This is a genomic window from Patescibacteria group bacterium (assembly GCA_041665345.1).
In the GTDB taxonomy this organism is placed as follows: domain Bacteria; phylum Patescibacteriota; class Patescibacteriia; order PEXW01; family PEXW01; genus JBAYJA01.
In genome coordinates, this window is record JBAYJA010000002.1 from 26,225 (window position 1) to 50,549 (window position 24,325).

The window sequence follows — 24,325 nt, forward strand, 5'->3', positions numbered from 1 at the left end:
ATACTTTTTGCTGTATGAAAGCAATACCAAAAGGTCTCTCCATGGTAAGTCTCGTCCTCATTGGCCTGGTGTTCCTGGCATTGGCTGCTGGGGCGCTGAGTTTGGTTGGCCGGGAACGCGCCAAGGCGCGGGATGCCCAACGCGTGGCCGATATGGCGCGGCTGCAGGTTGGGTTTTTGCTGCTGTACAATCGGACGGCCAGTTACGCCGGTGCGGCCCAAGGTGGGTGTGCCACGGTCAATGCTCCGGTTCGTACTTGTAACCTTGCACAAGATTTGACCAGCATCGCTTCCTTCAAAGACCCACGCGGGGGTGACTACCTGGTGTCCAAAGTGCCAGATGAGAAGACGTACGAAATTTCCTTCACCTTGGAACGTGGCACCTCTGGACTGGTTGCCGGAAAGCATGTCCTAACCCCGGCTGGGTTGCAGTAAACAGAAGAGTATTCCCCTCTCCCAGCCTTCCTCCATCCGGGTGAACCCGGATGGAGGAAGGCGTCCCTCTCCCACAGAGTGGAGAGGGTGAGGAGGTTCCGTGTCCGAGCAGTTTTCACAGTTGCTGTTTTATCCCCTCCCTCGCCTCACCAGAGGAGAGGGTTCGCGCAGCGCGGGGGAGAGGAGAAGAATGTTATGTCCACGAAGCGCACATCACAAGCACGAGCTCTGCGGAAGAACCAGACGGAAACTGAGGCCATACTCTGGCAACATCTGCGCGCACATCGCTTCTCGGGTGTGAAGTTTCGCCGGCAGTATCCCATTGGTCCGTACATTGCAGATTTTTGTGCGCCAAGCTGTAGGTTGATTGTTGAGGTGGATGGGAGTGGACATGAGGTGCCGGAGCAGCGCATGCATGATGTTCGGCGAGATACTTGGTTGTCCGAACAAGGGTGGAAAGTATTGCGTTTTTGGAACAATGAAGTTGGAAGTGAACTTGAAGCGGTGTTAGAGAAAATATTTGAAAGTATCCCCCAGATACAGAACATGGATGCAGAAGGTAAAAATCCCTAACGAATAAAATGAAAATACTCATCCTCACCACCCTCTTCTTCCTCGGCGCCTGCATAGGCAGTTTTTTGAATGTTGTCATTTACCGTCTACCACGCCGGAAGAGTTTTTTGAAAATCAAAGACCGGTCGTACTGTCCCCGTTGTCGGAGAGGTTTGGAGTGGTACGATCTCATTCCAGTTGTAAGCTACCTGGTGCTCCGGGGGAAGTGCAGGAAGTGCGGCAAAAAAATTAGTCCCCAGTACATTTTGGTTGAGCTAAGCATGGCTATCCTTGTACCGTTGCTGTGGTGGATGCATGGGACCAGCGTGTACGCACTGATTGGTGTTGTGGGTGCCGTGGGATTACTCATCATTGCCTGGATTGATGGTCAACGGAAGGTAGTGCCAGATGCCGTGAGTTTGCCAACTCTGGGAGCGCTCGTCATCTTGCAGGTGGTGTATGCGTTTGTGGGGACTGATGCGCCCTGGCAGCACTTGTGGCACATTGCTTTAGCTTCCGTCCTTGGTGGGGGTTGGTTTGCCGCCCAATGGTTCCTTTCCAAGGGGCGATGGGTGGGGTCTGGGGATATCCGTATAGGGGCAATTCTTGGTGCGTATCTTGGCTTGTCCCTGGGTGGCTTAGCACTCTTTGGTTCGTACATTTTTGGGAGTATCTGGGCGGCGGTGCTGCTTAGCCGTGGCAAGGCGAAATTTGGCACGCAGTTGCCCTTTGGCGTCTTCCTGGGGCTTGCCGGCATCTTGACGTTCCTCTTTGGGCATGTCGTGGTAGAATGGTACCAGGAGCTCATTGGCTTCTAGTACCATTTCAGTAGTCAAAAGACCCTCATGCGCAAAGTAGCAGGATTTACCCTTATTGAAGCCCTGGTTGTCATTGCCATCACCGGCATAATGCTAGGTGTGCTTTTGGCTAATTACCGAAGGTCAAACGAGAATAGTTTGCTGATTCGGGAGGTTGCCAGCGTGATGAGCCACATTCGCTTGGCGCAGGAAACCGCGGCGAGTAGTAAAATAACTGAGGCTCAAAATAATAATGATGAACTTCGGTTTTGTGAGAATGATATTCACCGTGAGTGTGATGCAGACAGTGACTGTCCTGGATCACCAGGTGTACAAAGATGTGCATTGATGCCACCTGCTGGAGGTGAGGTCATTAAATTTGATTGTGGATCAAACGAGTATGATTGGTATGCTGACACAGTACAGTGCAAGGCGAATTGCTTTCTTGGAGCGCATGTTTTTGCTGACGCGGAACTACTCTTAAACGCTTCTGATAACATTATTCACCATGGTACCGATCCTGACGGAGCCGGTGTTCCACCGCATCTAGAGGATTATAAGCGAGAACGGCTGGTCTGGGATGCAAAAGTTCAAGTGAAGGATATAAAAATTAGTAATGCGGTTGCGTACGCGCAGTGTACCGGACTTGGAGGGAATCGTACTGTTTGGAATGGGAGTTCTACTTTAGCGCCAACGAGCTCTGCGGTGCCTGTTGATCGAGAATTAAGCGCAACTATCCAATTTACTTCTGAATCAGGCGACGCATTCTCTGCGAGTATTGGCCGGAAAGTGATTCTGACCGATAATGTCGCTCCAACGTCCGCAGATGGTGCACATACGCCATGGTCAAAGGTGGAAATATTGATGGGATTGGTCAATCGGACTACTGATTGCCGACTCGTTATAATGACTGATAAAAATGTGTTAACTGATACACCAGATGCCGATTGCGCGATCTAAAAAATTTCGCTTGCCGGCTGGAACCACTCTCTTGGAGGGAATTATTGCCATTGGGGTAATAATCACTGCGGTTGTTGGGTCTTTGGTACTCATTATGACTACCATTAAGCTTGGCCGAGCAAACCAAGACCGCGTGGTGGCGCAGAATCTAGCGAGGGAAGGTGTGGAGCTGGTGGTGAGTTTACGGAACAGTGCGTCCCTCATGCGGGCGAGTGATGCATCAGTTTCATGGGATCAATTTTTCACTACATTAGTCCCAAAAAATTACGCGGCTTTGGCTCACATGGATGTTGGAGCTGACTTTTTGGGTTTCTATCAAATTACCGGAGACACGCGTTGGTGTTACGAACGTGGCGCAGATGTTACTCCTCCAGCCTGCGGTGGGTACCCATCGGATAACTGCGTCCGATATGATTCTAACGTCATCACTGGTGTGGATATTGTTGTGAATCCGGGGCAGACCGTTCCTGCAGGAGTGGTGAATCGATGTGACATCATTGCCCTTGAAAATTACATTTTTGCTGGGTGGGATCTCCCACGGCTCTGTGGTCCGCTCCAAGATGCTTTTCCATATCCAGGTGTTTCAACAACGGTAGATTGTGACTTTAATGGAGATAACCAGCTAGACATCTCTGACCTCGTCATGATGGTAAACACCATTAATGACGCTTCATACCACTTGACCACTGGGTTTCCAAAAATGGCAATCAAACCCCCAGGGACGCAGACTGTGGCTGCGCAGTTGGAGATGTTTGTACCAGCCACAATAGATCTCACCTTTGACCCAAATGAAGCTTGGAATGATTCCCGAGCGAGGGTGCAAAGTTACCTGGGTACCTACATGCAAAACGTTGATGCAAGCAACCCTGCACTTGCTGCAACGAAGTACTTCCGAGTTGTTTCAACCCGTGAAGTATGCCGAACCCCTGGTGGGGAGGAAATTATGCCAATGAATAGTAACAATGATTGCAAGGGGGAATTTGCTGGGGCAAAGAAGGTGGGTGTTTTGGTGACCAGTGAAGTACGCTGGCCAACGCCAACGAGTTCAACCAAAGCAGTGTACCAAACGTATTTGTATGACTGGCTCCAGTTTTAATTTTTTTGTCTTTGGCTTTCGGAACCGTCAACGGTCTGGTTTTACGCTTATTGAAGTTATTGTGACTATGGCGCTTTTCTCCATGACGGTGCTCATGGCAGTCACATTGCTCGTAGTATTCATTCAGCAGCAGCGAAGAGCGGTTTCCCAAGAGCAACTGCAAAATGATATTCGGGCAGTTATTGAGCAAATGTCGCAAGAACTTCGTGAAAGCTCTATTGACTATGCATTCTACCAAAGTGAATTCCCATTACCTACTGGCAGACAGCGTCTATTCACTTCACTTGATGGTCAGGCGAATAATTCGGGTGATAGCTACCTCGCTTTTGTTGATGCCTTTGAACAGCGGATTCTCTATCGTTTTGCCTCGAATACCCTCCAACGCTGCGTACCCACCATTACTCTCGACTGTACGGATGCAGCTGAGAGTTGGGAAACCGTCACTCCGGTCTCAATGCAGATTACTAACTTCACTTTTTATGTGTCGCCTTCAGCCGACCCTTTTGCAGGCACTGGTCCGATAAATTGCGGAACACCTCCCGGAGGCGGCGTCACAGGGGTCTACAATGAAAGCATCTGTCGTTGGGGTGAGCACTGCCAAACAATTGATGGGAATGGCTTGCTAGGAGATAATTGCGCTTTTGGAAAAGGAAATCCACGTGCATGCTATTGCATTCCGCAAAAGTTTGGTGAAGTCATTGGTCTCCATCCCCGGGTGACCTTCAGCATTGCTGCGCAACGGACAGTAGGCCAGAATACCGTGAGTGATATTTTTCAAACCACCGTTGCCAGCCGGGTCTTCCAAAACATGCAACAACTGAACCAGTATGCGCCGTAAGCAATTTTCACCAAAGCGAAAGGGTGTCACATTGATTTTAGCACTCATGGTCATGAGTGCCGTCATTGCCATTGGGGTGACGATAGTTGCGATTGTCGTTTTCCAAACCCGCATTAATGCAACAACAACTCAGGGGCAGCAGGGCTACTACGCGGCGGAATCTGGCATTGAGCAGGCACTCAGCAAAGTCTCAGGACTTCGAAGCGGTACCTTAGCTGCAGCAGAATTGGCTTTACAAGGCTCCCTTGCGCCAAATGCATCTCCTTTTCCTTTCAATCTTGACCTGAGTACGGCCGTGACAAGTGGAACTGTAACCCAAAAAGAGTTAAAGCAAAATCAAAGTACGTTTGTGGAAATCTATGATGTTGATGCCTCCATCACCACAAACCTGGGTGCTCCTGGTTTATGTGTTTTTGCTGAAAGTGGCGACACGACCAGTGATGAAGTCCTTGAAATTAGCTGGGTTGCTTGGCTGCAGACAACTGGGCAAGTTTCTGCAACGCAACGCGTCTTAGCTTCGTATTCTGAATTCTCTACTGAAAATAATTGTACGATTGGAGGGGTAACGTACGACGGTTTCGTTGTCCCACTTACCCAATTTTACCCGGCGTTTCCAGGAACGTACGCAGGTTTTCGGATCCGCATTACAGCTTTGGCGCCGGAGGGAACGAATGCAAATGGTGATGTTGCAAATCTCACAATCAACAGTTACCCGCAGCTGAATTCCCACCTCCGCATCAAATCCACTTCACGCAGCGCGTTCGCTAACCAGCAGCAAGCATTGCTGGCCGTCGTACCCTGGTCAATACCCCTTTCCTCCCTCTTTGACTTTGTCATATTCAGTGAAAAAGATTTGACGAAAGACAAAGCGCAATCAACGACGGATGAAATTTTGCGGTATGGACCGTACACTGCCCCAGCACCTAACACCCCTACTTTAGTTGGATCAGCTGCAATTCAAAATAATGCCGATCCATTAGTGAATCCATTCACTTCATGCGATACTGCTCCGTGTAAATACTATGTTCGTCTGTTGTATACCACTGGATATAGCGGGAGCGTTACCTTACCAACATCAGGCGGAACAACGGAAACCGTCAATGCTGTCGGAAGTGGTTCGTGTATTATTACTGATCAATTCACAATTTCTACAAAGACACCGCCCCCAAGTATCAACATAAACTTTGGAGGAGATACGACGGGGGTGAGCTACGAACTTCTGAATCACCTCACGTATCGTGACCCAACCGAAGGACCTTGTCCGTAAGTTACGGAGTGAGTTCTGTCAGCGAGACTGCATTTTTACTGACCGACACAACCAACGCGTGAAACTTCTGGGGTAGCAAGCCGCCCAGGGCATTTTGGATTGGCTGACCGCCGCCCCCAGACACCGTAATCGGAATGGACTTCGTGGGTTTGTTGGTGTTGTCCCAGCTCACCACCAACGGAAAATCAATCTTGGTGTGCAAATGGCCGGTGAAAATTTGGGCAACGTCGTGCTTGGCCAGGATTTCTAAGAAGCGTTCGTTGCTCTTGCGGGAGGTGCGTGTTTCATCATCACCCAGGATGTCTGCCAAGGGGTAGCCAAATGGTCGGTGGTAGGCAAGGATAGTCATTTTGTCCGGCTGCACCGCGGCAAGATCTTGCTCCAGCCAGTCCAGCTCCTCAGCAGGAAAACCTACTTTCCGTTCAGCATTGTCCAGCAACACCAAGTGGACGTTTTCAATATCCAAAGATCGCCACGGTGTACCGTAGGTTACGTTCCAGTTTTTTCGGTCAGGGTCGTCAATGATGTCGTGGTTGCCTGGTACAGCGTAGACAGGGATAGTCAGACCTAGCTCCTGGTGCAGCTTTTTCAGCTCAGCGTGTTCCTGGGCAGTTCCATGTGCCGTTGCATCACCGACGTGTAGCAAGAATTGCACCTGGTTGTTTTTCGCAATCTGGGTAATCAAACTCCGGTACGCAGGATTATCACCTTCATTGTCGCCAATCACGGCAAAGGTCATGATGCTCTCTTGATCGTGCTTTTGCGTATCAATCGTTGTCTGTTGTGTGTTGTCTGTCGTCAGTTGCCGTGCACCCCACGCCAAAATGCCCAGAGCAACCAGGCTGGCGCAGGCAAGCACAATGAGGATTCTGCGGTATACTACATGCATGGTTTCCCCAGCATACCGTGAAGTGCAGTCTTTGCCTACGGCATCTAGCCTATGGCTTACAGCTTTCCCCTATGACTAAAGCCGAAGCCAAAATTCGCGTTGCCAAACTTCGCCAGCAGATTGACCACTACCGGTACCAGTACCACGTCTTGGACAAGTCCGAAATTCCTGATGCCGCGCTTGATTCACTCAAGCATGAGCTGCAATCCCTGGAAGCGCAGTTCCCAGATTTACTTACCCCGGATTCGCCGACCCAGCGGGTGGGTGGCAAACCATTGGCCAAGTTCACCAAGGCGCCGCACGTGGTTCCCATGCTCTCCTTGAACGATGTCTTTAGCCCGGAAGAAGTTGCAGACTGGGAGACGCGCATCAGGAAATTACTGCCAGCAAAGCAGAAGCTTTCGTACTTTGCGGAACTGAAGGTGGATGGGCTGGCACTGAGTTTGACGTACCAGGACGGCGTGCTCACCCGTGCGGCTACCCGCGGTGACGGCCGCGTGGGAGAAGACGTCACGCAGAATGCAAAGACCATTGACGCCATTCCTTTGCGGCTGCGGCAGACCAGCAGGAAACTTCCGGCAACCATGGAAATCCGCGGTGAAGTGTTCATGCTTCGGAGTGTGTTTGACACCCTGAACAAGCAGCAAGCAGCCGCTGGGCAGCCGCTGTACGCCAACCCCAGGAATGCCGCGGCCGGTGCGGTTCGCCAGCTTGACCCAAAAATAACCGCCAACCGGAAACTCTCCTTCTTGGCATATGACATGGTGACGGACATTGGACTGCGCACGCACGCCGAAGTGCACGGAATGCTGGCTGAACTGGGTTTTACCAGCGGTAAGCATAATCGGCTGTGCCACACTTTGGCAGAAATTGAGCAGTACCACAAAGATATTGATAAGGTTCGAGCCAAGCTCCCGTTCTGGATGGATGGGAATGTGATCAGCGTGAATGCGCTTGCATTGGTTCGGCAGCTGGGCGTGGTGGGGAAAACCCCTCGCGGTGCCATTGCGTACAAGTACCCGGCGGAGCAAGCCACCACCGTGGTGGAAGATATTGCCGTACAAGTAGGGAGGACTGGCGCGCTCACACCTGTGGCGCATCTCCGACCCGTGCAGGTGGCCGGTTCCACCGTCTCCCGTGCAACCTTGCATAACCTGGACGAAATCCGCCGCTTAAACGTGCGAGTTGGGGATACGGTGATTATTCAAAAAGCTGGGGAAATTATTCCTGACATTCTGCAGGTTCTCCCAGCGCTCCGACCCAAAGGGACGTCAGCGTTTCAGATGCCCAAGCGCTGTCCAATCTGCAAGGCAGCGGTGCTACATCCCGCCGGTGAGGTTGCGTACTACTGCACCAACAAGAAGTGCTTTGCGCAGCAAATGGAAAACCTGCAGCACTTTGTCGCTAAGACTGCGTTTGATATTGTTGGCCTAGGACCCAAAATTCTGGAATCCCTATGGAATGCAGATTTGATCCGCACCCCAGCGGATATTTTCCAACTGACTGAAGCAGACATTGCACCGCTGGAACGCTTTGCGGAAACCTCAGCAAAGAAGCTGATAGCCAGCATTGAGGCCAAGCGCCAAGGAGTGGAGCTTTGGCGGTTCATCAACAGCCTGGGCATCAGGCATGTGGGTGAGCAAACCAGCCGCGCGTTTGCTCAACAGTTCCGCACGCTGGAAAAGCTGCAGCAAGCTGATGCGGAAACGCTGCAGGCCGTCCCAGATGTTGGCTTGGTGGTGGCTGAGAGTATCCATGCGTATTTCAAAGATCCAGAAACCAAGAAAATGCTGCAGGCGCTGGCCAGCCGGGTGCGCATTCTTCCGGTTGCTGCTGGGAAGCAGTCAGGGCCTTTGGCTGGGAAGAGCATTGTGGTGACCGGCGCGCTGGAAAATTTCAGCCGCGATGCCGCAAAGGAAGCAATTCGCAAGGCGGGCGGGAAGTGGACAGACAGCGTGAGCAAGAAAACGGATTTCGTGGTGGTAGGGGAGAATCCAGGCTCCAAGGCGGCAAAAGCGAAAGCCCTGGGGGTGAAGGTTATTGATGAGCAGGCTTTTCAAAAGTTGCTAGGGTAGCATGGACACCCTTTCCCATGCCTTGTGGCCAGCCGCGCTATTCCCCAACGCGCGGTGGCGCTGGGTGGCTGCACTGTGGGGCATTCTGTCAGACCTAGGGATGGCCGGGCCGTTGCTGTACGTCATCTCTCAGGACGGTCTACGGCAACTGTGCTGGATAACCCCGGGTTGGGTGTGCAGCGCCGCGATCCCGCACTACAACATCCCAGATGTTTGGATGCTGCCGTACACCCTGCTGCACAGTTTTGTGCCCTGGGTCATTGTTGGCGTTGGCTTATCCCTGGTTTTTCGCAAACTGTATTTCCCCATAGTTGGCTGGGGTTTGCACATCCTCCTGGATATGACCATGCATGACGGTGACTATGCCACGCAAATTTTCTACCCATTTTCCAGCTACCACCCACCATTCCTGGTAAGCTGGCAGGATAGCCGGGTCTTGCTGGTCAATTGGGTTTTGTTGGTAGCTTTGCTTGGGGTTGGTTTTTTCGTGCGAAAACGAAGGAGGAAATCCAACGTGTAGCTCTTTGGTAATGTGTATGCGACGCACTACACGCATGGGAAATGCTATACTTTAGCCATGCAACTCACCCCTGAAGAAGTAGAAAAATTGGCCAAGCTTGCCCGCCTGGAGCTCACCCCCGGGGTTCGGGAGCAATTTGCTGACCAGCTTTCCAAAATTGTGGAGTACGTGGATCAGGTGCAAGAGGTTGGCAAAGGCCTTACCGTGCAAACGGAGCGACGGACAGTAGCCGCAGCAGACCTGGCCAAAGATGCAGTTCTGGAAACGGCCACTGAGCCGCTGCTGGACTTAGCGGCAAAGCTGGAAGGGCGTTCTATTGTTGCTCCGGGCGTCAAGGCGTAACTATGGATCCTCGTCGCCTTACCATCCCTGAGCTCCACGCTGCCTACACCGCAGGTGATTTGAGCGTGGAAGCCGTCACCGGCGCGTACTTGGATGCCATTGACCGGCACGGTGCAACCGTCGGAGCGTATTTGGAAGTGTTTGGGAGCCAGGCGATTCAGCAGGCAGAGGCTTTGGATGCGCGCCTTCGTGACGGCGAAAAACCCAGCGGCCTCTTTGGTGTCCCCACGGCTGTCAAAGATAACCTTTGCCTTACCGGGACGCGCACCACAGCGGGTTCAAAAATGTTGGAACGGTACATTGCACCGTATACGGCAACCAGCGTGCAGCGGGTTATGGATGCGGGCGCGGTGGTGCTGGGGAAAACCAACTTGGATGAGTTTGCCATGGGTTCGTCAACGGAAAATTCTGCTTACCAGAAAACCACAAACCCCTGGGATGCTGCGCGCGTGCCCGGCGGTTCCTCTGGTGGTTCAGCCGCAGCAGTAGCCGCCAGCCAAGCGCTGGTTGCCTTGGGGTCAGATACCGGTGGTTCCATCCGGCAACCCGCCAGTTTCTGCGGGACAGTTGGTTTGAAGCCAACCTACGGCCGCGTGTCACGGCACGGACTCATTGCTCTGTCTTCATCATTGGATCAGGTTGGGCCATTTGCCAGAACCGTTGCTGATGCGTTTTCACTGTACACCGCACTGGTAGGGGTTGACCCGTTCGACGCAACCACGGTGCAGGCGCCTGCGTTTGATACTTCAGTGCTGAGCAAAGGTTTGCGCGGCCTCACCATTGGCGTTTTGGATACGGACATTGCCGGCATGGACGAAGAAGTTGTGGCCCGCATTACCGAAGCAACTGATTGTATGCAGAAAGCCGGCGCAACCATCAAGAAGATCTCACTTCCCCTCTCCCGGGCGAGTTTGGCCGTGTACTACCTCATTGTGTCCAGCGAAGTCTCTTCCAACCTTGGGCGGTACGATGGGGTTCGGTACGGCGGCACCGGGCAGGCGCGCACGGGCAACTACTGGCAGACCAGTATGGTTGAGCGCTCCCAAGGGTTTGGTGATGAAGCGCAACGGCGTATTCTCTTGGGTACCTACACCCTGTCCGCTGGCTATGCTGACCGGTACTACAAGCGTGCGCTGGAGTTGCAGCGGGGAATTGCTGCGGAGTTCGTGCAAGCGTTCAAAGATGTGGATGTGCTCTTTGGTCCCACGTCCCCGTCGGTCGCGTTCCGGCTGGGGGAGAAGTTTGATGACCCGCTCACTATGTACCTGTCAGACATTTTCACCGTGCCGGCCAACATAGCGAATGTGCCTGCGCTCTCACAACCCATTGGGTTTGCCAAAAAAATGCCTGTGGGTGGGCAGTTCATTGGCCCCAGCTTCCGGGAAGACCTGGTATTTCAGGCGGCTGCCGCTTTAGAACGGGAATTAACCTATGCAAATCTCGCCGCCCCGCTTGCGTGAAACGCAGCGCTCTGCTATCCATTGAGTATGGCTACGAACCAAAAACCCACCGTTGTGCTCATTGAAGATGACCCGCTGATTGCAGAAATGTACACGGCGAAATTCACCAAGGAAGGTTTTGACCTGCACCACGCCGCCGATGGTCAGGCTGGTCTGGATCTCCTCAAGACCGTCACCCCGCAGGTTGTTCTGCTGGATATCATCATGCCCAAGCTTGACGGTTTTCAAGTGCTGCAGGCACTGCGCAAGGAACCAAAGTACGCTACTCTGCCCATCATCATGCTCACCAACCTGGGCCAGGAAGAAGATGTGCAGAAAGGCCGCCAGTACGGAGCAACCGACTATTTCATTAAAACGAATTTCACCCCGGCCGCCATTGTGGACAAAGTGCGCGCCGTTCTCGCTACGCAATAATTGCATTTTTTATGACGAAAGCAGTACACCCCAAAGAAGAGCGAACGCTGGTGCTGGTGAAACCCGACGGTGTGAAGCGTGGGTTGACTGGGGAGATTATCCGTCGGTTTGAGCAGCGCAATTTGAAAGTGATTGGTTTAAAAATGATTTGGGCAACCAAGGATGAAATGCACAAGCACTACCCAAATGACGATGCATGGTTAACCCGCGTGGGGGAGAAGACCGCCAAAACCTACGAGAAGTACGGCTACGACCTTCAGGGTGAGCTTGGAACAACGGATCTCCTGGCGATTGGCAAAATGGTGCGCGGGTGGTTGCTGGACTTCATGACCAGTGGACCCGTGGTGAAGATGGTGGTTCAGGGTGTGCACGCCGTGGACATGGTCCGAAAGATTTGCGGGGTGACCATGCCCTACATGGCAGACATGGGCACCATTCGTGGCGACTACTCGGTTGACTCTGCTGCCGCTGCGAACAAGGAGAAGCGCTCGGTGCACAATCTGGTCCACGCTTCAGAAACCCCAGAAGAGGCAGCAAATGAACTGGGAAACTGGTTCACCCCAGAAGAGATCCACGGCTACAAGCGGATGGAAGAGGACATGCAGTTCTAGGGGAAGCGAGCTTTGTACGTAGTAAGAAACAACAGTTTTCCGCTTCAGTGGCCGGGGTATAGCGCAGTTGGCTAGCGCGCTTGCATGGGGTGCAAGAGGTCGCCGGTTCAAGTCCGGCTACCCCGACCACTGGTGCGGAGCTACGCCCGGAATTAAGATTTCCTCCGTTCATTGGTACGGGTTTCTTTGACGTGGAAAGTTGATTGTCCTGTTCAACGGATATGCTATATTCAGGTTCTGACAAGCGGCGAAACCTCGTACTCCGCTATATTTATGTCCGAATATCTAACCAAACAAGAATTTACCAGTTTTACTAAGGGTTTGTACGCGACTATGCGTCAGAATACCCGTGAAATTATTGAACACTTCAATCAGAGCCAGTCTCAGCAAAATGTGAGCCTTGATAGGCTAGAAAACGGCCTTCAAAGTGTTTCTGATGATGTTGTTACTATTAAAGTAGCAGTTCTCGATTTGACGAATACAGATCGTCACCTGCACAACCTTGTTGATGAATTGCATGATAAAGGGGTTGCAGTGAATAAGAAACGTATTTTTTCTTGAAGACCGCTGAATATGAAAAACACCTCTTCTCTATGATGAGGTGTTTTTCTTTCGACAAGTTACTTTGCCGACGGGGTAGTTACCAGGTACACCACCGCGGCTTTATCATCGGTAATGTACAATCGGCCATCCGCTGTCGGTAGCACATCCACGGGTCTGCCCAAGGCGCCGTCTGCCGTGAGCCACCCAGAAATGAAGTCATGCGTGTCACCAGCTGATCCGTCAGCAGTGATATCAATCCGCACCACTTTGTACCCCGTGGGTTGGGTGCGGTTCCACGAACCGTGGTAGGCAACCAGCAGATCACCACGCATGTCTGCTGGCCAGGCTTCGGTATCTGGGATAAAGGCCAGACCAAGTGGGGCAGAGTGTGCTTGCAGGTTGATATGTGCAGGAACGGCAGTAGCGCAGCGTGTGGCCGCATTCCGGCTGAAGTTCAGGTCTGCCACATTGTTGCCGTAGCAAAATGGCCAGCCGTAGAATTTGCCGGCTTCCAGAATATTCACTTCATCTGGTGGGAGATTGTCACCCAGCAGGTCGCGGCCGTTTTCCGTTGCCCAGAGCTTTCCATCCGCTGGTCGAAAAGCCAAAAACGCTGCATTACGCAAGCCTGTGGCAAAAACCTTGAAGTCAGATCCATCGCGGTTCAGGGAGTAGACCGTTGCATTTTGTTGGTTTGACTCATTGCAGACATTGCAGCTGGAACCAATGCTCACGTACAGCCGCTTGTCCGAGCCAATGGCTAAGGTACGGCGATTATGGTTGTTCCCATCAGGGAGGTCTACGAGTTTTTCCAGCGGCGCATCGCTGTTCAATCGTGCTTTGCTAATGCGGCGCTCCTCGGCAATGTAGAGTAGGTTCGCATCGTCCGGATCTAGCACCAAGCCGTGGGGGTTGCTGAGATTTCGGAAGGGAGTCGTTTTCTCCGTCACCTTTCCATCCACCACCGTGAGTTTTGTCACTGTCCCTTGGGTTAGCTGACTCACCCACAAGTTTCCTTCGGCATCTTGGGCGATGTCCCGGGCTCCCACCAGCAGTTTGGCAAAAACGCTAATGGAAAAACCTGCAGGTAAGGTGAGAGGGAAACCCGTTGCGTTGTGCGAGACTTGGGTAGAAACATTTGCATTTGCGGTTGGTGTGGTGTTCGTTGCCTGAGTATTCGTGGGTTGGGTGTTGGCGTTTTCCAGCAGGTCCACAATGTCCTGCGGTGCGGGTTGCACAGCTGGGCCAGCCCCGCGAAAATTCCGGTACGCAAACACCCCCAGGGCAGTGAGGCCAAGGGCAAGAACGATGATAATGGTGACAACTGCCAGGCGGCGTGGCATGTGCTTACTGTACTTGAATTTCCTTTTTCAGGATAGTGTCCCGGTCTTTGAAGTGGAATGTACCGTGAATATTTTTTCCTTCCAAAAGCAAGGGGAGCCAGAAGATATCGTCTGGCCACATGTCCGCGTAGGGGACAGCGGCATGCAAAAACCACAGTGGCCGCATTTCTTCAGACTCAGTAGCCTCGCCAGAAAATTGCGTAGTACTAAAGAGGTGGACGACCAGGGTTTCATCCGGCTTTTCCACAAATGAAAAACGGAGTACGCCGCGTGCCATGAGGTTGTCTGACGTAATCCCAGCTTCTTCTTCCAGTTCTCGCTTTGCTGCTGCTTCAATCGTTTCGCCTTCGTGCACTTTGCCCCCAAAGCCGTTCCACCGACCTTCCCCAAACCCGCGTTTCTTCATACCCAGCAGAATGCGCTGATCATCGTACACAATCACAAGCGTGAGGTGTTTTTCGGTCATGGGGGAAGTATAGTGGAGAGAATAGCGAGTTGGCCAGTTTTCGAGTTAGCGAGCTGGCGCGTTGGTAAAGCGGGTTCCTATTGACTGTAAGTAACTCGTTTGCTAGGTTGATGTATTCAGAAAAACAGAAATTCCTAAAGGAGGAAAAATGGACCTTCAATCAATCCTAGCGGCGATCGATAGTTTGTCGATGGAACAGTCTCGTCAGCTACGTTCAAAGCTCGATGACCATTGCGAAAAAATTCGTGCAAGCCTAACCGCGGCATTGCCAGAATTACTTCAGGAGAAGTATGGGGATTGGGACAAAACTTCCAACCTTGTGTGGAATCGTGAGTGCGAATTCTGGATGTTTGAGGGGGTTGGAATGGAACTGACCGAAGATCAAATCGACGAGTACCGGCGGAAAGCTATGGTAATGCTCGAACCAGTGATAGCTGCCTGGGAACCCCTCGGTGTCGAATTCGATGTTGTGACGCACCTTAAGTGTAATAACGGTCTTATCATGGCGTACTTCAAGGCTTGATGTTGTACGCAAAGAATTTACAAACCACGATTGCAAAGTCGTGGTTTTTCTATTTGACAGTACATCAAATCGAGCTATCCTGGACATATCCGTAGTGAGGAATGGCCACCCTTCCTACTTCTCCATCAGGAGTGACGTTGGATACGGCTGCCGCGAGTGTTGGGGGAGCGTCATACTAGTTGCTCCTTGTATACTAAGCCCAACAACTATACTCGCGGCTTTTCTTTTTTCGTCCGCACAAAAGTCCGCTTTCTGTTCTTAGATAGTCTCCTTTCAATTTCTGGGTGGCGTTTCAGGTATGCAGCAAGTTGCGCTGGCAGTGCATTTGCCGGAACAATTACCTTAACACCCGGTGGAATGACTCGCTGTATTTGTTTCGCAATAATTCCAAAGTGGGTGCAGGCTAAGATCAGGATGTCGATACCAGAAAACTTTTGCTGCAGTGTTTGTAGCGTTGACTGAATGAATTTCGGTTTTTTAGATTCAACCGCGAGGACAAGTTTGAATGTTGGAATTCCCGTAACCTGTGTTCCAGGAAACCGAGTTTTGATTTCCGTTTGAAAAACTTTTGACCGAATGGTACTGGGTGTCGCTAAGATACCAATATGTTTCCCTTTGTGCTTCTCTACGTGTTCGATGGTTGGAATGACAATTCCCAACACGCGCCGGTCAGGGAAGTGTTTGGGGAGCCACTGCTTTTGGATTTTTCGTAAGGCTTGGGCTGAGGCGGTGTTGCATGCCAAGATTACCAGAGCGCAATCGTGCTCGAAGAGATAGTGTAGGGCTTTTGTGACGAGTTTGTAGATTTGTGCCGGCGACTTGGTGCCGTAAGGGAGATTGGCAGTATCCGAATACGCCAGGTAGTCATACCTGGGTAACTTTTTCACAATTTGTTGTAGGACATGCAAGCCTCCAAGGCCAGAGTCGAATATGCCAATGTAAGTACTCATCAATTTTTTTTCTTTGATTTAATTCGGTACCCAAAACGCGTAGCGCCTCCATAGGAATTCTTTACTACCGGAGATTTGGCGTATTCTTGTAATGATCTAAAGAAACTAACAGACTTTGCTCCCCTTAAGTGGAAGTTAATATAGTTAATTTTATTTTTTGTTAATATATGATGGTATTTATTTTCAAGATCACGAGCATACATCATTTTCCATGCATGAAATTCTTCTTGATCTAATTTAGCATTTTGAATTTCATTTATAACACCTGGCATCAGATAAAAAATTCTATAAAAAATTGTGTGGAATTTAATAATTTCTTTTCTCGATATTTTTTTATTATGAAGGAATTCAATTTCCTCCTTATGAAATTTTATCCAGCTCAAGTGATAACCGTGAATTACAGTATTCCTAACTGGGTAAATTTCTTTTGAAAGTTTAATTGCTGCACCAATAATAGTTTTTGAGAAATTATCTTGAAAATTCTTCTGAAAAAATTCTAATTTTTTCCAAGGAAAGTCCCTAATAATCCTGTTAGCCCATTCCCTTTGCAAAGTGACATCATGATTGAAAAGTATTATTGCTTGATTGATAATTTCAGTAATGTAATATTCAAAAAAAATTGAAAAAAATAAGGCACCAAGAACAATTTCCTTAGGTTTAGGTTTTTTCTTTCTTAAAAATTTGTTGCAAAATTCATTATAATAGAGCTCAGAACCAAACTCATTTCCAATAATTATTTTATAAATGAATTCCTTTTTCCCCATATTTCAAAAGTAGCACCGCTGGTATTAAAAGAAAAGCCAAAAAACCACCTATTGGTGGTCTAATCAATCAACATGCAAATTGCTACTTCGTTGGTACAGCAGCCTTGGCTGCAGCCTGGGTCACTTGCTTCGCATTTGTTCGAACGCACGACGTACACGCCATCACCCGCTTTCCTTTGAGGAAAAGGGTTTGGAGGTTGACATGCTGCCGGCGGATGGTAGCAATGTTGGAGTGGCTCCGGCTATTCGCCTTCAGACTCCCTTTGCCGCAAATGGTGCAATTACGTGCCATATAAGGTATGCTGGGTGCTGTGCCGGGAAGCCTACCATGTCTTTTTCGCTCAGGCAAGTCCATGACCGTATGCCCTTCCTCCACCTCCTCACCACGAATCCGTTAGAAGCCGTTGCTTGGGTTTTGGCCATTATTTTGGCCATTACCGTGCATGAATTTAGCCATGCCCTGGTGGCTTGGCTGCAAGGGGACTCTACCGCCCAGTTGGAAGGCCGGGTCACGCTCAATCCCATAGCGCACGTTGACCCCGTTGGGTTCATCGCCCTCATTTTGGTGGGTTTTGGCTGGGGCAAGCCGGTGCCATTCAATCCGTACAACCTTAAAGCCAAACGCTGGGGTCCAGCCCTCGTTTCACTTGCCGGCCCTGCGTCCAACCTCCTGGGGGTTGTAGTTTTTGGCTTGGTACTCCGGTTGGTACTGCAGTTTTCAAGCTTACCATCAGACAACTTACTCATCACTTTTCTCATCCTGTGCGTGCAGTTCAACGTGGTGCTCATGCTCTTCAACCTGCTGCCTGTGCCGCCATTGGATGGGTCAAAACTCCTGCAATTGCTCCCATCCCGGTTTGACTATATCATCGAAAACCTCAATAAATACGGGTTTATTATCCTCCTCGCCGTGGTATTATTGGGTCAGCCATTCCTTAGTCGGATTTTTGGCGCAGTGACCGATTTTATGTTCAGTTTGATTCTGAAGGGTCTCGACTAACGTAGGGCTGCACACTTCGCCTTGACGTACCTGACTTCTCATGGTACGCTCAGCCCTGTTCTGAGGTCGCGGTTCCCCGCCCACGGATGAGCGAGGCGCTTTCTCACTAGCTACATTTTTTTCTCATGCCAACGGTCAACCAGCTCGTCCGCCTGGGACGACATACAAACCTGAAGAAATCAAAGACTCCGGCCCTCCAGCCGGTGCTGAACGCTTTGAAGCGCCACCGACATGAATTGCCGGAAGGTAGCCCGTTTAAGCGTGGTGTGTGCGTGAAAGTGACCACGACCACCCCCAAGAAGCCAAACTCCGCACTCCGCAAGATTGCGCGTGTTCGGCTGTCCAACGGTATGGAAGTCACAGCGTACATTCCGGGGATTGGCCATAATTTGCAAGAGCACTCCATTGTCCTCATTCGTGGCGGCCGGGTGAAAGACTTGCCAGGTGTGCGGTACCACATTGTTCGCGGAGTCTACGACACCCAAGGTGTTGCCAATCGCAAGCAAGGTCGCAGTCTCTACGGTGTAAAAGCCAAGTAATATGCGCGGAAAACAAGCACCCCGTCGTGTCATTGCCCCAGATCCGCTCTTCCAGAGCATTCCTTTGGCAAAATTTATCAACTACGTCATGCAGCGTGGCAAGAAGACCGTGGCACAGAAAATTGTCTACGGTGCTTTGGCCATTGTGAAAGAGAAGACGGGTAAACCAGAAATGGAGAGCTTTGATCTAGCCATCCGCAACGTGGCGCCGGTGGTGGAAGTGAAAGCCAAGCGCGTGGGTGGTGCAAACTACCAAGTCCCCATGGAAGTCCGCGGTGATCGTCGGATGGCACTGGCCTACCGTTGGTTGCTGGACGCAGCGCGGAATAAGAAGGGGAAACCCATGGCGCAGAAATTGGCTGCAGAATTGCTGTCTGCCTTGGCCAATGAAGGTGATGCGGTGAAGAAGAAAATGGACGTGCACCGCATGGCAGAGGCCAACCGTGCTTTCGCTCACTTTGCATAAGAAAAGCGAATTTTCGCTCAACTGTGGCAATCGACTTTTTCCTGCGGCCGCGTGTGCCGCGGTTTCTATAACTAGCGATTTTTCAAACCCAGTATGCCTAGAGAATACTCCTTAGAAGATACCCGTAACATTGGCATTATTGCCCACATTGACGCGGGAAAAACCACGGTTTCCGAGCGTGTGCTTTTCTACACCGGCAAGAAGCACAAGATTGGTGAAGTGCACGAAGGCGCAGCGGAAATGGACTGGATGGAACAGGAGAAAGAGCGCGGGATTACCATTACCGCCGCCGCAACTACCTGCTTTTGGAAGAACAAGCGCATCAACCTGATTGATACCCCAGGCCACATTGACTTCACCGTGGAAGTGCAGCGATCTTTGCGCGTGCTGGATGGTGGTGTGGTGGTTTTTGACGGCGTAGCGGGTGTGGAATCCCAATCCGAAACCGTCTGGCACCAGGCTGAAAAGTTTGGCGTGCCCCGCATTTGCTTTATCAACAAGATGGACCGCATGGGCGCGGATTTCTACTACGATCTGAAGAGCATCCACGAACGTTTGACCACGAATGCTCATCCACTGCAGCTGCCCATTGGCGCGGCAGAGACGTTTACGGGTCTCATCGACCTGTTTACCCGCAAGGCCTACATTTCCAAGGACGATTTAGGGAAAGACATTGAAGAAACGGATGTGCCGGCAGACATGAAGGAAAAAGTGGAAGAGTACCGCCACAGCCTCATTGAAGCCATTGTGGAGCAAGATGAAACCTTGCTGAGCCAGTATTTGGAAGGGAAGGAGCCTGAGATTGATGCCCTGAAGGCTACCCTCCGAAAGGCCTGCATTGCGAATAAACTGGTGCCAGTGCTGTGCGGCTCTGCTTTGAAGAACAAAGGTGTTCAAGCGCTGCTGGATGCAGTCATTGACTTCCTGCCGAATCCGCTGGACGTGCCACCGGTCGTTGGGAAACATCCAAAGACAGACGAGCCGGTTGCATGCCCACCTGATGACACCAAGCCTTTTGCTGGTCTCGTTTTCAAAATTGCGGCTGACCCGTTTGTGGGCAAACTCGCGTTCTTCCGGGTGTACTCTGGCATGCTCAAAGCCGGTTCCTACGTGCTGAATACCAGCACGGGTAACCAAGAGCGCATCGGCCGCATTGTCCGTTTACATGCCAACCACCGGGAAGATGTGAACGAAGTGTACGCCGGCGACATTGCCGCTGCGGTGGGCATGAAGAGCACATTCACTGGCCAAACCATTTGCGACCCAGACCATCCATTGGTTTTGGAGAGCATTGTCTTTCCCACGCCGGTCATTGACCTGGCCATTGAACCCAAGACCAAAGCTGACCAGGAGAAAATGGGCACGGCTATTCAACGTTTGGCAGAAGAAGACCCAACCTTCCGCGTCAAATTCAACGAAGAAACCAACCAAACCATCATCTCCGGTATGGGCGAATTGCACTTGGATATTATCGTTGACCGCATGAAGCGGGAATTCAAAGTGGAGGCCAACGTAGGTAAGCCTCAGGTAGCGTACAAGGAAACCATCAAAGGCACGGCCGAAGGTGAAGGGAAGTACATTCGCCAAACTGGCGGTCGCGGGCAGTACGGCCACTGCTGGGTCAAAGTTGAACCCAATGAGAAGGGGAAAGGCTACGAATTCATTGACGAAGTGACGGGTGGTGCTATTCCCCGCGAGTACATTCAGCCCATTAACAAAGGGATCCACGAAGCATTGGAGCGCGGCGTCATTGCCGGGTACCCCATGGTAGACGTAAAAGCAACGGTCTATGACGGTAGCTACCACGATGTGGACTCCTCCGAAATCGCCTTTAAAATTGCGGGTTCCATGGCTGTCCAGACTGCTGTGAAGAAGGCTACCCCCGTGATTTTGGAACCAATCATGAAAGTAGAAGTGGTTACCCCAGAAGCGAACATGGGTGACGTGATGGGTGATTTGAACTCCAAACGCGCGCAAATTAAGGAAATGCGCGATCGTGGCTCTATGCGCGTGATTGATGCAGAAGTACCGCTGGCAGCGATGTTTGGCTATGCCACCAGCTTGCGCTCCATGACCCAAGGCCGAGCCTCGTACAGCATGGAATTCTCCCACTACGCCGAAGTACCAAAGAACATTGCAGCCGAGCTGATTGCCAAAGCCGCTGGAGAAACCACCCGAGTGTAGCCAGAAAGTTGACACGATTCAGTAGATGTGTTGGAATGGCGTTTCAGGGGTGAAGACTTGCGCCATTTGCGAACCCCTGCTATACTCGCTCCTGCACCTGCAGGTTTGCCTGCAGGCTCAGCCGTAGTTACTTTTTCTCACTATTTTACTTCGCTAACCGTAACGACCATGGCAGACAAATTTGACCGATCGAAGCTCCATGTGAACGTGGGAACCATTGGCCACGTTGACCATGGAAAGACCACCCTCACTGCGGCAATCCTGAAGACCCTTGCGGACAACGGGATGATGGCTCAGCAAAAAGGGGTTGACCAAATTGATAACGCGCCTGAAGAAAAGGCACGTGGTATTACCATTGCCACCGCACACGTTGAGTACGAATCCGAGAAGCGCCACTACGCGCACGTGGACTGCCCAGGCCACGCGGACTACGTGAAGAACATGATCACCGGCGCAGCCCAGATGGACGGCGCAATTCTGGTGGTTTCTGCTGCTGACGGTCCCATGCCCCAGACCCGCGAGCACATTCTCTTGGCTCGACAGGTTGGCGTGCCCTACATCGTCGTTTTCCTCAACAAAGTTGACATGGTGTCTGACGCGGAACTCATTGACCTGGTGGAAGTGGAAATCCGCGACTTGCTGAAGAAGTACGAATTCCCAGGGGATACCACCCCAATCATCCGTGGTTCAGCTTTGAAAGCCCTGGAAGGGGACAAGGCCAGCCAGGAATCTATCCTCCAATTGGTCAAAACGTTGGACGAGTACATTCCTGATCCAGCGCGCGATTTGGACAAGCCATTCCTCATGCCTGCCGAAGACGTCTTCTCCATCGAAGGCCGTGGCACAGTGGTCACGGGTCGTATCGAACGCGGGGTCATCAAAGTGAACGACGAAGTGGAACTGGTTGGCCTCCGCGCCACGCAGAAGACCGTGGTGACTGGCATTGAAATGTTCAACAAGTCCCTGGATCAAGGTCAAGCTGGTGACAACGCCGGTTTGCTCCTCCGCGGTACCAAGAAGGACGAAGTGGAACGCGGGCAGGTCATTGCCAAGCCCGGCACCATCACCCCTCACACGGAATTTGAAGCAGAGTGTCTGATTCTCACCAAGGAAGAAGGTGGCCGCCATACCCCATTCATGAAAGGGTACAAGCCACAGTTCTACCTCCGCACCACAGACGTCACCGGTGAAATCATGTTGCCCGAAGGTACGGAAATGGTGATGCCTGGCGACCAGCTGAAATTCGTGGTGAAACTCGTCTCCCCGGTGGCTTTGGAAGAGAAGCAACGCTTCGCCATTCGCGAAGGTGGCCACACGGTCGGTGCCGGTGTCATTACCAAGATTTTGAAGTAAACTTTCTTCCCCCGTCCTCCGCCTCTGGCGGGGGGCGGGGGTTTCTCTCTCCGTTCTTTCTGCACGTTTCCCATCCATGCCAACGCCTGAACCCGCCATTCCCCAGACTGTGCTTGCCCCCGAGGAAGAATCCCACCAGCGGATTCGCATCCGCATTCGTGGGTATGATCACAAGATCATTGACCAGTCCATTCACACGATTATAGAAACCGTGAAACGGACGGGTGCGAGCGTGCGCGGACCAGTGCCGTTGCCCACGGAGAAGAATCGCTTCACCGTCATTCGCTCCGCCTTCGTGCATAAGAATTCCCGCGAGCAGTACGAAATGCGAACCCACAAGCGTTTACTGGATATCGTTGACCCTACAGCCAAGACCGTGGATGCGCTCATGAATTTGAACTTACCGGCCGGGGTTGACGTGGAAATTAAAATGTAGGAAGCTGCAGTGCCCTGCGCCCACGCGATGACGAATGTCACCCCGTGCGCAGAGGGTACCAAGTGTGCCCATCGTTAGGCTAATAGGTTCTGGGGCCAAGAAGACTTGTACTGGTTGCGCGAAGCCCTGGATAACGATTTGCCGATAGTCTGTGTTCGCCAAAGGCGAATCAGTCCATCTGGCAGTATGACCGCCAGATTTTTCTTTACCTGTAACTATGAGCTTCATTCTCGCCAAAAAGATTGGGATGTCCCAACGGTTCGCCGACAACGGTGACGTTGTGCCCGTGACCTTGCTGGAAGCAGGTCCGTGCGTGGTCACCCAGGTGAAAACCCAAGAAAAAGATGGCTACACGGCCATCCAGCTTGGTTTTGGCAAAGCGAAGCACATGTCAAAGGCACGCACTGGCCATTTGAAAGATTTGGCACCCAGCCAGTGGTTGCGAGAATTTTGGGTGGAGGATGCAAAAGGTTTGGATCGGGGAACGAAAGTTGATGCTTCAGTCTTTACCCCTGGTGATACCGTGGAAGTGAGCGGTACCTCCAAAGGCAAAGGCTTCCAAGGCGTCGTGCGGCGGCACCACTTCCGTGGGGGTCCGGCGAGCCACGGCCATAAAGACAACTTGCGCGCCCCAGGGTCTATTGGTGCAACCTTCCCCCAGCACGTGATGAAGGGCTTGCGCATGGCTGGCCGCATGGGCGGGGAGAAAACCACGGTCAAACACCTGAAAGTTGTGGAAGTGCTGGCTGACAAAAATTTGCTGGCAATTTCTGGCGCCATTCCCGGAAGCCGGGGTAGTTTGGTGCTGATCCGGAAAACTGCGTAACCTGTATGCCCGCGACGAAAACTCCCACTCCCGAAAAGTTGACCCTGGATGTGTTTTCCGTGACTGGCGAAAAGCAGAAGACGTTGGCGTTGGACGCAGACATTTTTGGCGTCAAGCCAGACACGGGTTTACTGCACGACGTGGTGGAAGCGCACTTGGCTAACCAGCGGTTGGGACTGGCGCACACCAAGACCAAAGGCGAAGTGCGGGGTGGTGGGAAGAAGCCCTGGAAGCAGAAGGGGACTGGCCGCGCACGCACGGGTTCGATTCGCAACCCACAGTGGCGCGGGGGTGGTGTCACCTTTGGCCCACGTACGGGAGCAAACCACACCAAGAAGATCAACGTGAAAGCCAAGCGGAAGGCACTGGCCATGGCGCTGTCTGCCCAAGTTGCGGCTAAGCACGTCATTCTGGTGGAAGGTATGCCAACGGATGGAAAGACCAAGAGCGTCCACACGCTGTTGACCAAGCTTTCCGCACGACGGCGTGCCCTGCTGGTTCCTGCTGCACACTCCGCAGTCATTGTTCGGGCGACGCGGAACCACCCGGAAATCACCGTGCTTCGTTCCGACAGCCTGAATGTCTACGACGTCCTGCGCGCACATCGTGTTGTCCTCAGCGTGGATAGCTTGCCAGTGATTCGCAAAACTTTCTTCGCCGCTGCAGCCAAGGCGTAA

29 protein-coding genes and 1 tRNA gene are annotated in these 24,325 nt (G+C 51.8%); 24 read left to right on the forward strand and 6 right to left on the reverse strand.

The window, feature by feature from the left end; all coding sequences use genetic code 11:
- Nucleotides 1-14 precede the first annotated feature (14 nt).
- The 7 genes from WCV85_03745 (at nt 15) to WCV85_03775 (ending at nt 5,944) form a co-directional block, all read left to right on the forward strand.
- Entirely contained in the window at nt 15-434 is a 420-nt protein-coding gene (locus WCV85_03745) for a hypothetical protein (protein ID MFA6473967.1), read from the forward strand.
- Nucleotides 435-629: 195 nt separating this feature from the next.
- The gene (locus tag WCV85_03750; GenBank protein ID MFA6473968.1) at nt 630-1,007 is read left to right on the forward strand and encodes an endonuclease domain-containing protein; all 378 of its coding nucleotides are present in this window, start codon (nt 630-632) and stop codon (nt 1,005-1,007) included.
- An 8-nt stretch (nt 1,008-1,015) separates the two neighbouring features.
- Nucleotides 1,016-1,804 carry a prepilin peptidase gene (locus WCV85_03755; GenBank protein ID MFA6473969.1) on the forward strand — a complete coding sequence of 263 codons (789 nt, stop codon included), beginning with the start codon at nt 1,016-1,018 and terminating at the stop codon, nt 1,802-1,804.
- A 27-nt stretch (nt 1,805-1,831) separates the two neighbouring features.
- Nucleotides 1,832-2,743: a type II secretion system protein gene (locus WCV85_03760; protein ID MFA6473970.1), complete on the forward strand. Its 912-nt coding sequence runs from the start codon at nt 1,832-1,834 to the stop codon at nt 2,741-2,743.
- On the forward strand, nt 2,724-3,839 hold the full coding sequence (locus WCV85_03765; GenBank protein ID MFA6473971.1) for a hypothetical protein: 1,116 nt from the start codon (nt 2,724-2,726) through the stop codon (nt 3,837-3,839). Before WCV85_03760 ends, WCV85_03765 begins: the two co-directional genes overlap by 20 nt.
- Nucleotides 3,820-4,677, forward strand: a complete 858-nt coding sequence (locus WCV85_03770; GenBank protein MFA6473972.1) for a prepilin-type N-terminal cleavage/methylation domain-containing protein — start codon at nt 3,820-3,822, stop codon at nt 4,675-4,677. The genes WCV85_03765 and WCV85_03770 overlap by 20 nt, the downstream gene beginning before the upstream one ends.
- Nucleotides 4,667-5,944, forward strand: coding sequence for a pilus assembly PilX N-terminal domain-containing protein (locus WCV85_03775; GenBank protein MFA6473973.1), 1,278 nt, complete (start codon nt 4,667-4,669; stop codon nt 5,942-5,944). Before WCV85_03770 ends, WCV85_03775 begins: the two co-directional genes overlap by 11 nt.
- Before the next feature lies 1 nt (nt 5,945).
- Here WCV85_03775 and WCV85_03780 read toward each other — a convergent pair whose 3' ends face one another.
- Nucleotides 5,946-6,833, reverse strand: coding sequence for a metallophosphoesterase (locus WCV85_03780; protein MFA6473974.1), 888 nt, complete (start codon nt 6,831-6,833; stop codon nt 5,946-5,948).
- 71 nt (nt 6,834-6,904) lie between these two features.
- On the opposite strand from WCV85_03780, the gene ligA reads away from it, so the two are divergent.
- The 8 genes from ligA to WCV85_03820 all read left to right on the forward strand — a co-directional run bounded on the left by ligA (nt 6,905) and on the right by WCV85_03820 (nt 12,816).
- On the forward strand, nt 6,905-8,908 hold the full coding sequence (gene ligA / locus WCV85_03785; protein ID MFA6473975.1) for an NAD-dependent DNA ligase LigA: 2,004 nt from the start codon (nt 6,905-6,907) through the stop codon (nt 8,906-8,908).
- 1 nt (nt 8,909) lies between these two features.
- Nucleotides 8,910-9,428, forward strand: coding sequence for a hypothetical protein (locus WCV85_03790; protein ID MFA6473976.1), 519 nt, complete (start codon nt 8,910-8,912; stop codon nt 9,426-9,428).
- Nucleotides 9,429-9,485: 57 nt separating this feature from the next.
- A complete protein-coding gene (locus WCV85_03795) occupies nt 9,486-9,770 on the forward strand; it encodes a hypothetical protein (GenBank protein MFA6473977.1) in 285 nt (94 codons plus the stop codon).
- Between the two features lie 2 nt (nt 9,771-9,772).
- Nucleotides 9,773-11,230 carry an Asp-tRNA(Asn)/Glu-tRNA(Gln) amidotransferase subunit GatA gene (gene gatA / locus WCV85_03800; protein MFA6473978.1) on the forward strand — a complete coding sequence of 486 codons (1,458 nt, stop codon included), beginning with the start codon at nt 9,773-9,775 and terminating at the stop codon, nt 11,228-11,230.
- Nucleotides 11,231-11,257: 27 nt separating this feature from the next.
- The gene (locus WCV85_03805; protein ID MFA6473979.1) at nt 11,258-11,644 is read left to right on the forward strand and encodes a response regulator; all 387 of its coding nucleotides are present in this window, start codon (nt 11,258-11,260) and stop codon (nt 11,642-11,644) included.
- An 11-nt stretch (nt 11,645-11,655) separates the two neighbouring features.
- On the forward strand, nt 11,656-12,255 hold the full coding sequence (locus WCV85_03810; GenBank protein MFA6473980.1) for a nucleoside-diphosphate kinase: 600 nt from the start codon (nt 11,656-11,658) through the stop codon (nt 12,253-12,255).
- Between the two features lie 52 nt (nt 12,256-12,307).
- A tRNA-Pro gene (locus WCV85_03815) sits at nt 12,308-12,384 on the forward strand.
- A 144-nt stretch (nt 12,385-12,528) separates the two neighbouring features.
- Nucleotides 12,529-12,816 (forward strand): hypothetical protein, encoded by a 288-nt coding sequence (locus WCV85_03820; protein ID MFA6473981.1) that lies wholly within the window; start codon nt 12,529-12,531, stop codon nt 12,814-12,816.
- Nucleotides 12,817-12,875: 59 nt separating this feature from the next.
- Here the strand turns inward: WCV85_03820 and WCV85_03825 are convergent, their stop codons facing one another.
- Together WCV85_03825 and WCV85_03830 are read right to left on the reverse strand one after the other, a co-directional pair.
- The gene (locus WCV85_03825; GenBank protein MFA6473982.1) at nt 12,876-14,141 is read right to left on the reverse strand and encodes a PQQ-dependent sugar dehydrogenase; all 1,266 of its coding nucleotides are present in this window, start codon (nt 14,139-14,141) and stop codon (nt 12,876-12,878) included.
- A gap of 4 nt (nt 14,142-14,145) precedes the next feature.
- Entirely contained in the window at nt 14,146-14,607 is a 462-nt protein-coding gene (locus WCV85_03830; GenBank protein MFA6473983.1) for an 8-oxo-dGTP diphosphatase, read from the reverse strand.
- Nucleotides 14,608-14,755: 148 nt separating this feature from the next.
- On the opposite strand from WCV85_03830, the gene WCV85_03835 reads away from it, so the two are divergent.
- Nucleotides 14,756-15,130: a hypothetical protein gene (locus WCV85_03835; protein ID MFA6473984.1), complete on the forward strand. Its 375-nt coding sequence runs from the start codon at nt 14,756-14,758 to the stop codon at nt 15,128-15,130.
- Nucleotides 15,131-15,336: 206 nt separating this feature from the next.
- Here WCV85_03835 and murI read toward each other — a convergent pair whose 3' ends face one another.
- From murI to rpmB, 3 genes are all read right to left on the reverse strand, one after another.
- Nucleotides 15,337-16,080: a glutamate racemase gene (gene murI, locus WCV85_03840; GenBank protein MFA6473985.1), complete on the reverse strand. Its 744-nt coding sequence runs from the start codon at nt 16,078-16,080 to the stop codon at nt 15,337-15,339.
- Entirely contained in the window at nt 16,080-16,844 is a 765-nt protein-coding gene (locus WCV85_03845) for a hypothetical protein (protein ID MFA6473986.1), read from the reverse strand. Before WCV85_03845 ends, murI begins: the two co-directional genes overlap by 1 nt.
- 82 nt (nt 16,845-16,926) lie before the next feature.
- On the reverse strand, nt 16,927-17,136 hold the full coding sequence (gene rpmB, locus WCV85_03850; GenBank protein ID MFA6473987.1) for a 50S ribosomal protein L28: 210 nt from the start codon (nt 17,134-17,136) through the stop codon (nt 16,927-16,929).
- Nucleotides 17,137-17,205: 69 nt separating this feature from the next.
- On the opposite strand from rpmB, the gene WCV85_03855 reads away from it, so the two are divergent.
- The 8 genes from WCV85_03855 to rplD all read left to right on the forward strand — a co-directional run bounded on the left by WCV85_03855 (nt 17,206) and on the right by rplD (nt 24,325).
- Nucleotides 17,206-17,844 (forward strand): site-2 protease family protein, encoded by a 639-nt coding sequence (locus WCV85_03855; protein ID MFA6473988.1) that lies wholly within the window; start codon nt 17,206-17,208, stop codon nt 17,842-17,844.
- Nucleotides 17,845-17,969: 125 nt separating this feature from the next.
- Nucleotides 17,970-18,383 (forward strand): 30S ribosomal protein S12, encoded by a 414-nt coding sequence (gene rpsL, locus WCV85_03860; protein MFA6473989.1) that lies wholly within the window; start codon nt 17,970-17,972, stop codon nt 18,381-18,383.
- A 1-nt stretch (nt 18,384) separates the two neighbouring features.
- Complete coding sequence (rpsG, locus tag WCV85_03865; protein MFA6473990.1) at nt 18,385-18,849, forward strand: 30S ribosomal protein S7; 465 nt, start codon at nt 18,385-18,387, stop codon at nt 18,847-18,849.
- A gap of 93 nt (nt 18,850-18,942) precedes the next feature.
- Nucleotides 18,943-21,033 carry an elongation factor G gene (fusA, locus tag WCV85_03870; GenBank protein MFA6473991.1) on the forward strand — a complete coding sequence of 697 codons (2,091 nt, stop codon included), beginning with the start codon at nt 18,943-18,945 and terminating at the stop codon, nt 21,031-21,033.
- A 168-nt stretch (nt 21,034-21,201) separates the two neighbouring features.
- Nucleotides 21,202-22,386, forward strand: a complete 1,185-nt coding sequence (gene tuf / locus WCV85_03875) for an elongation factor Tu (GenBank protein MFA6473992.1) — start codon at nt 21,202-21,204, stop codon at nt 22,384-22,386.
- A gap of 76 nt (nt 22,387-22,462) precedes the next feature.
- The gene (gene rpsJ / locus WCV85_03880; protein MFA6473993.1) at nt 22,463-22,822 is read left to right on the forward strand and encodes a 30S ribosomal protein S10; all 360 of its coding nucleotides are present in this window, start codon (nt 22,463-22,465) and stop codon (nt 22,820-22,822) included.
- Nucleotides 22,823-23,039: 217 nt separating this feature from the next.
- Entirely contained in the window at nt 23,040-23,648 is a 609-nt protein-coding gene (gene rplC, locus WCV85_03885) for a 50S ribosomal protein L3 (GenBank protein ID MFA6473994.1), read from the forward strand.
- A gap of 5 nt (nt 23,649-23,653) precedes the next feature.
- The gene (rplD, locus tag WCV85_03890) at nt 23,654-24,325 is read left to right on the forward strand and encodes a 50S ribosomal protein L4 (protein MFA6473995.1); all 672 of its coding nucleotides are present in this window, start codon (nt 23,654-23,656) and stop codon (nt 24,323-24,325) included.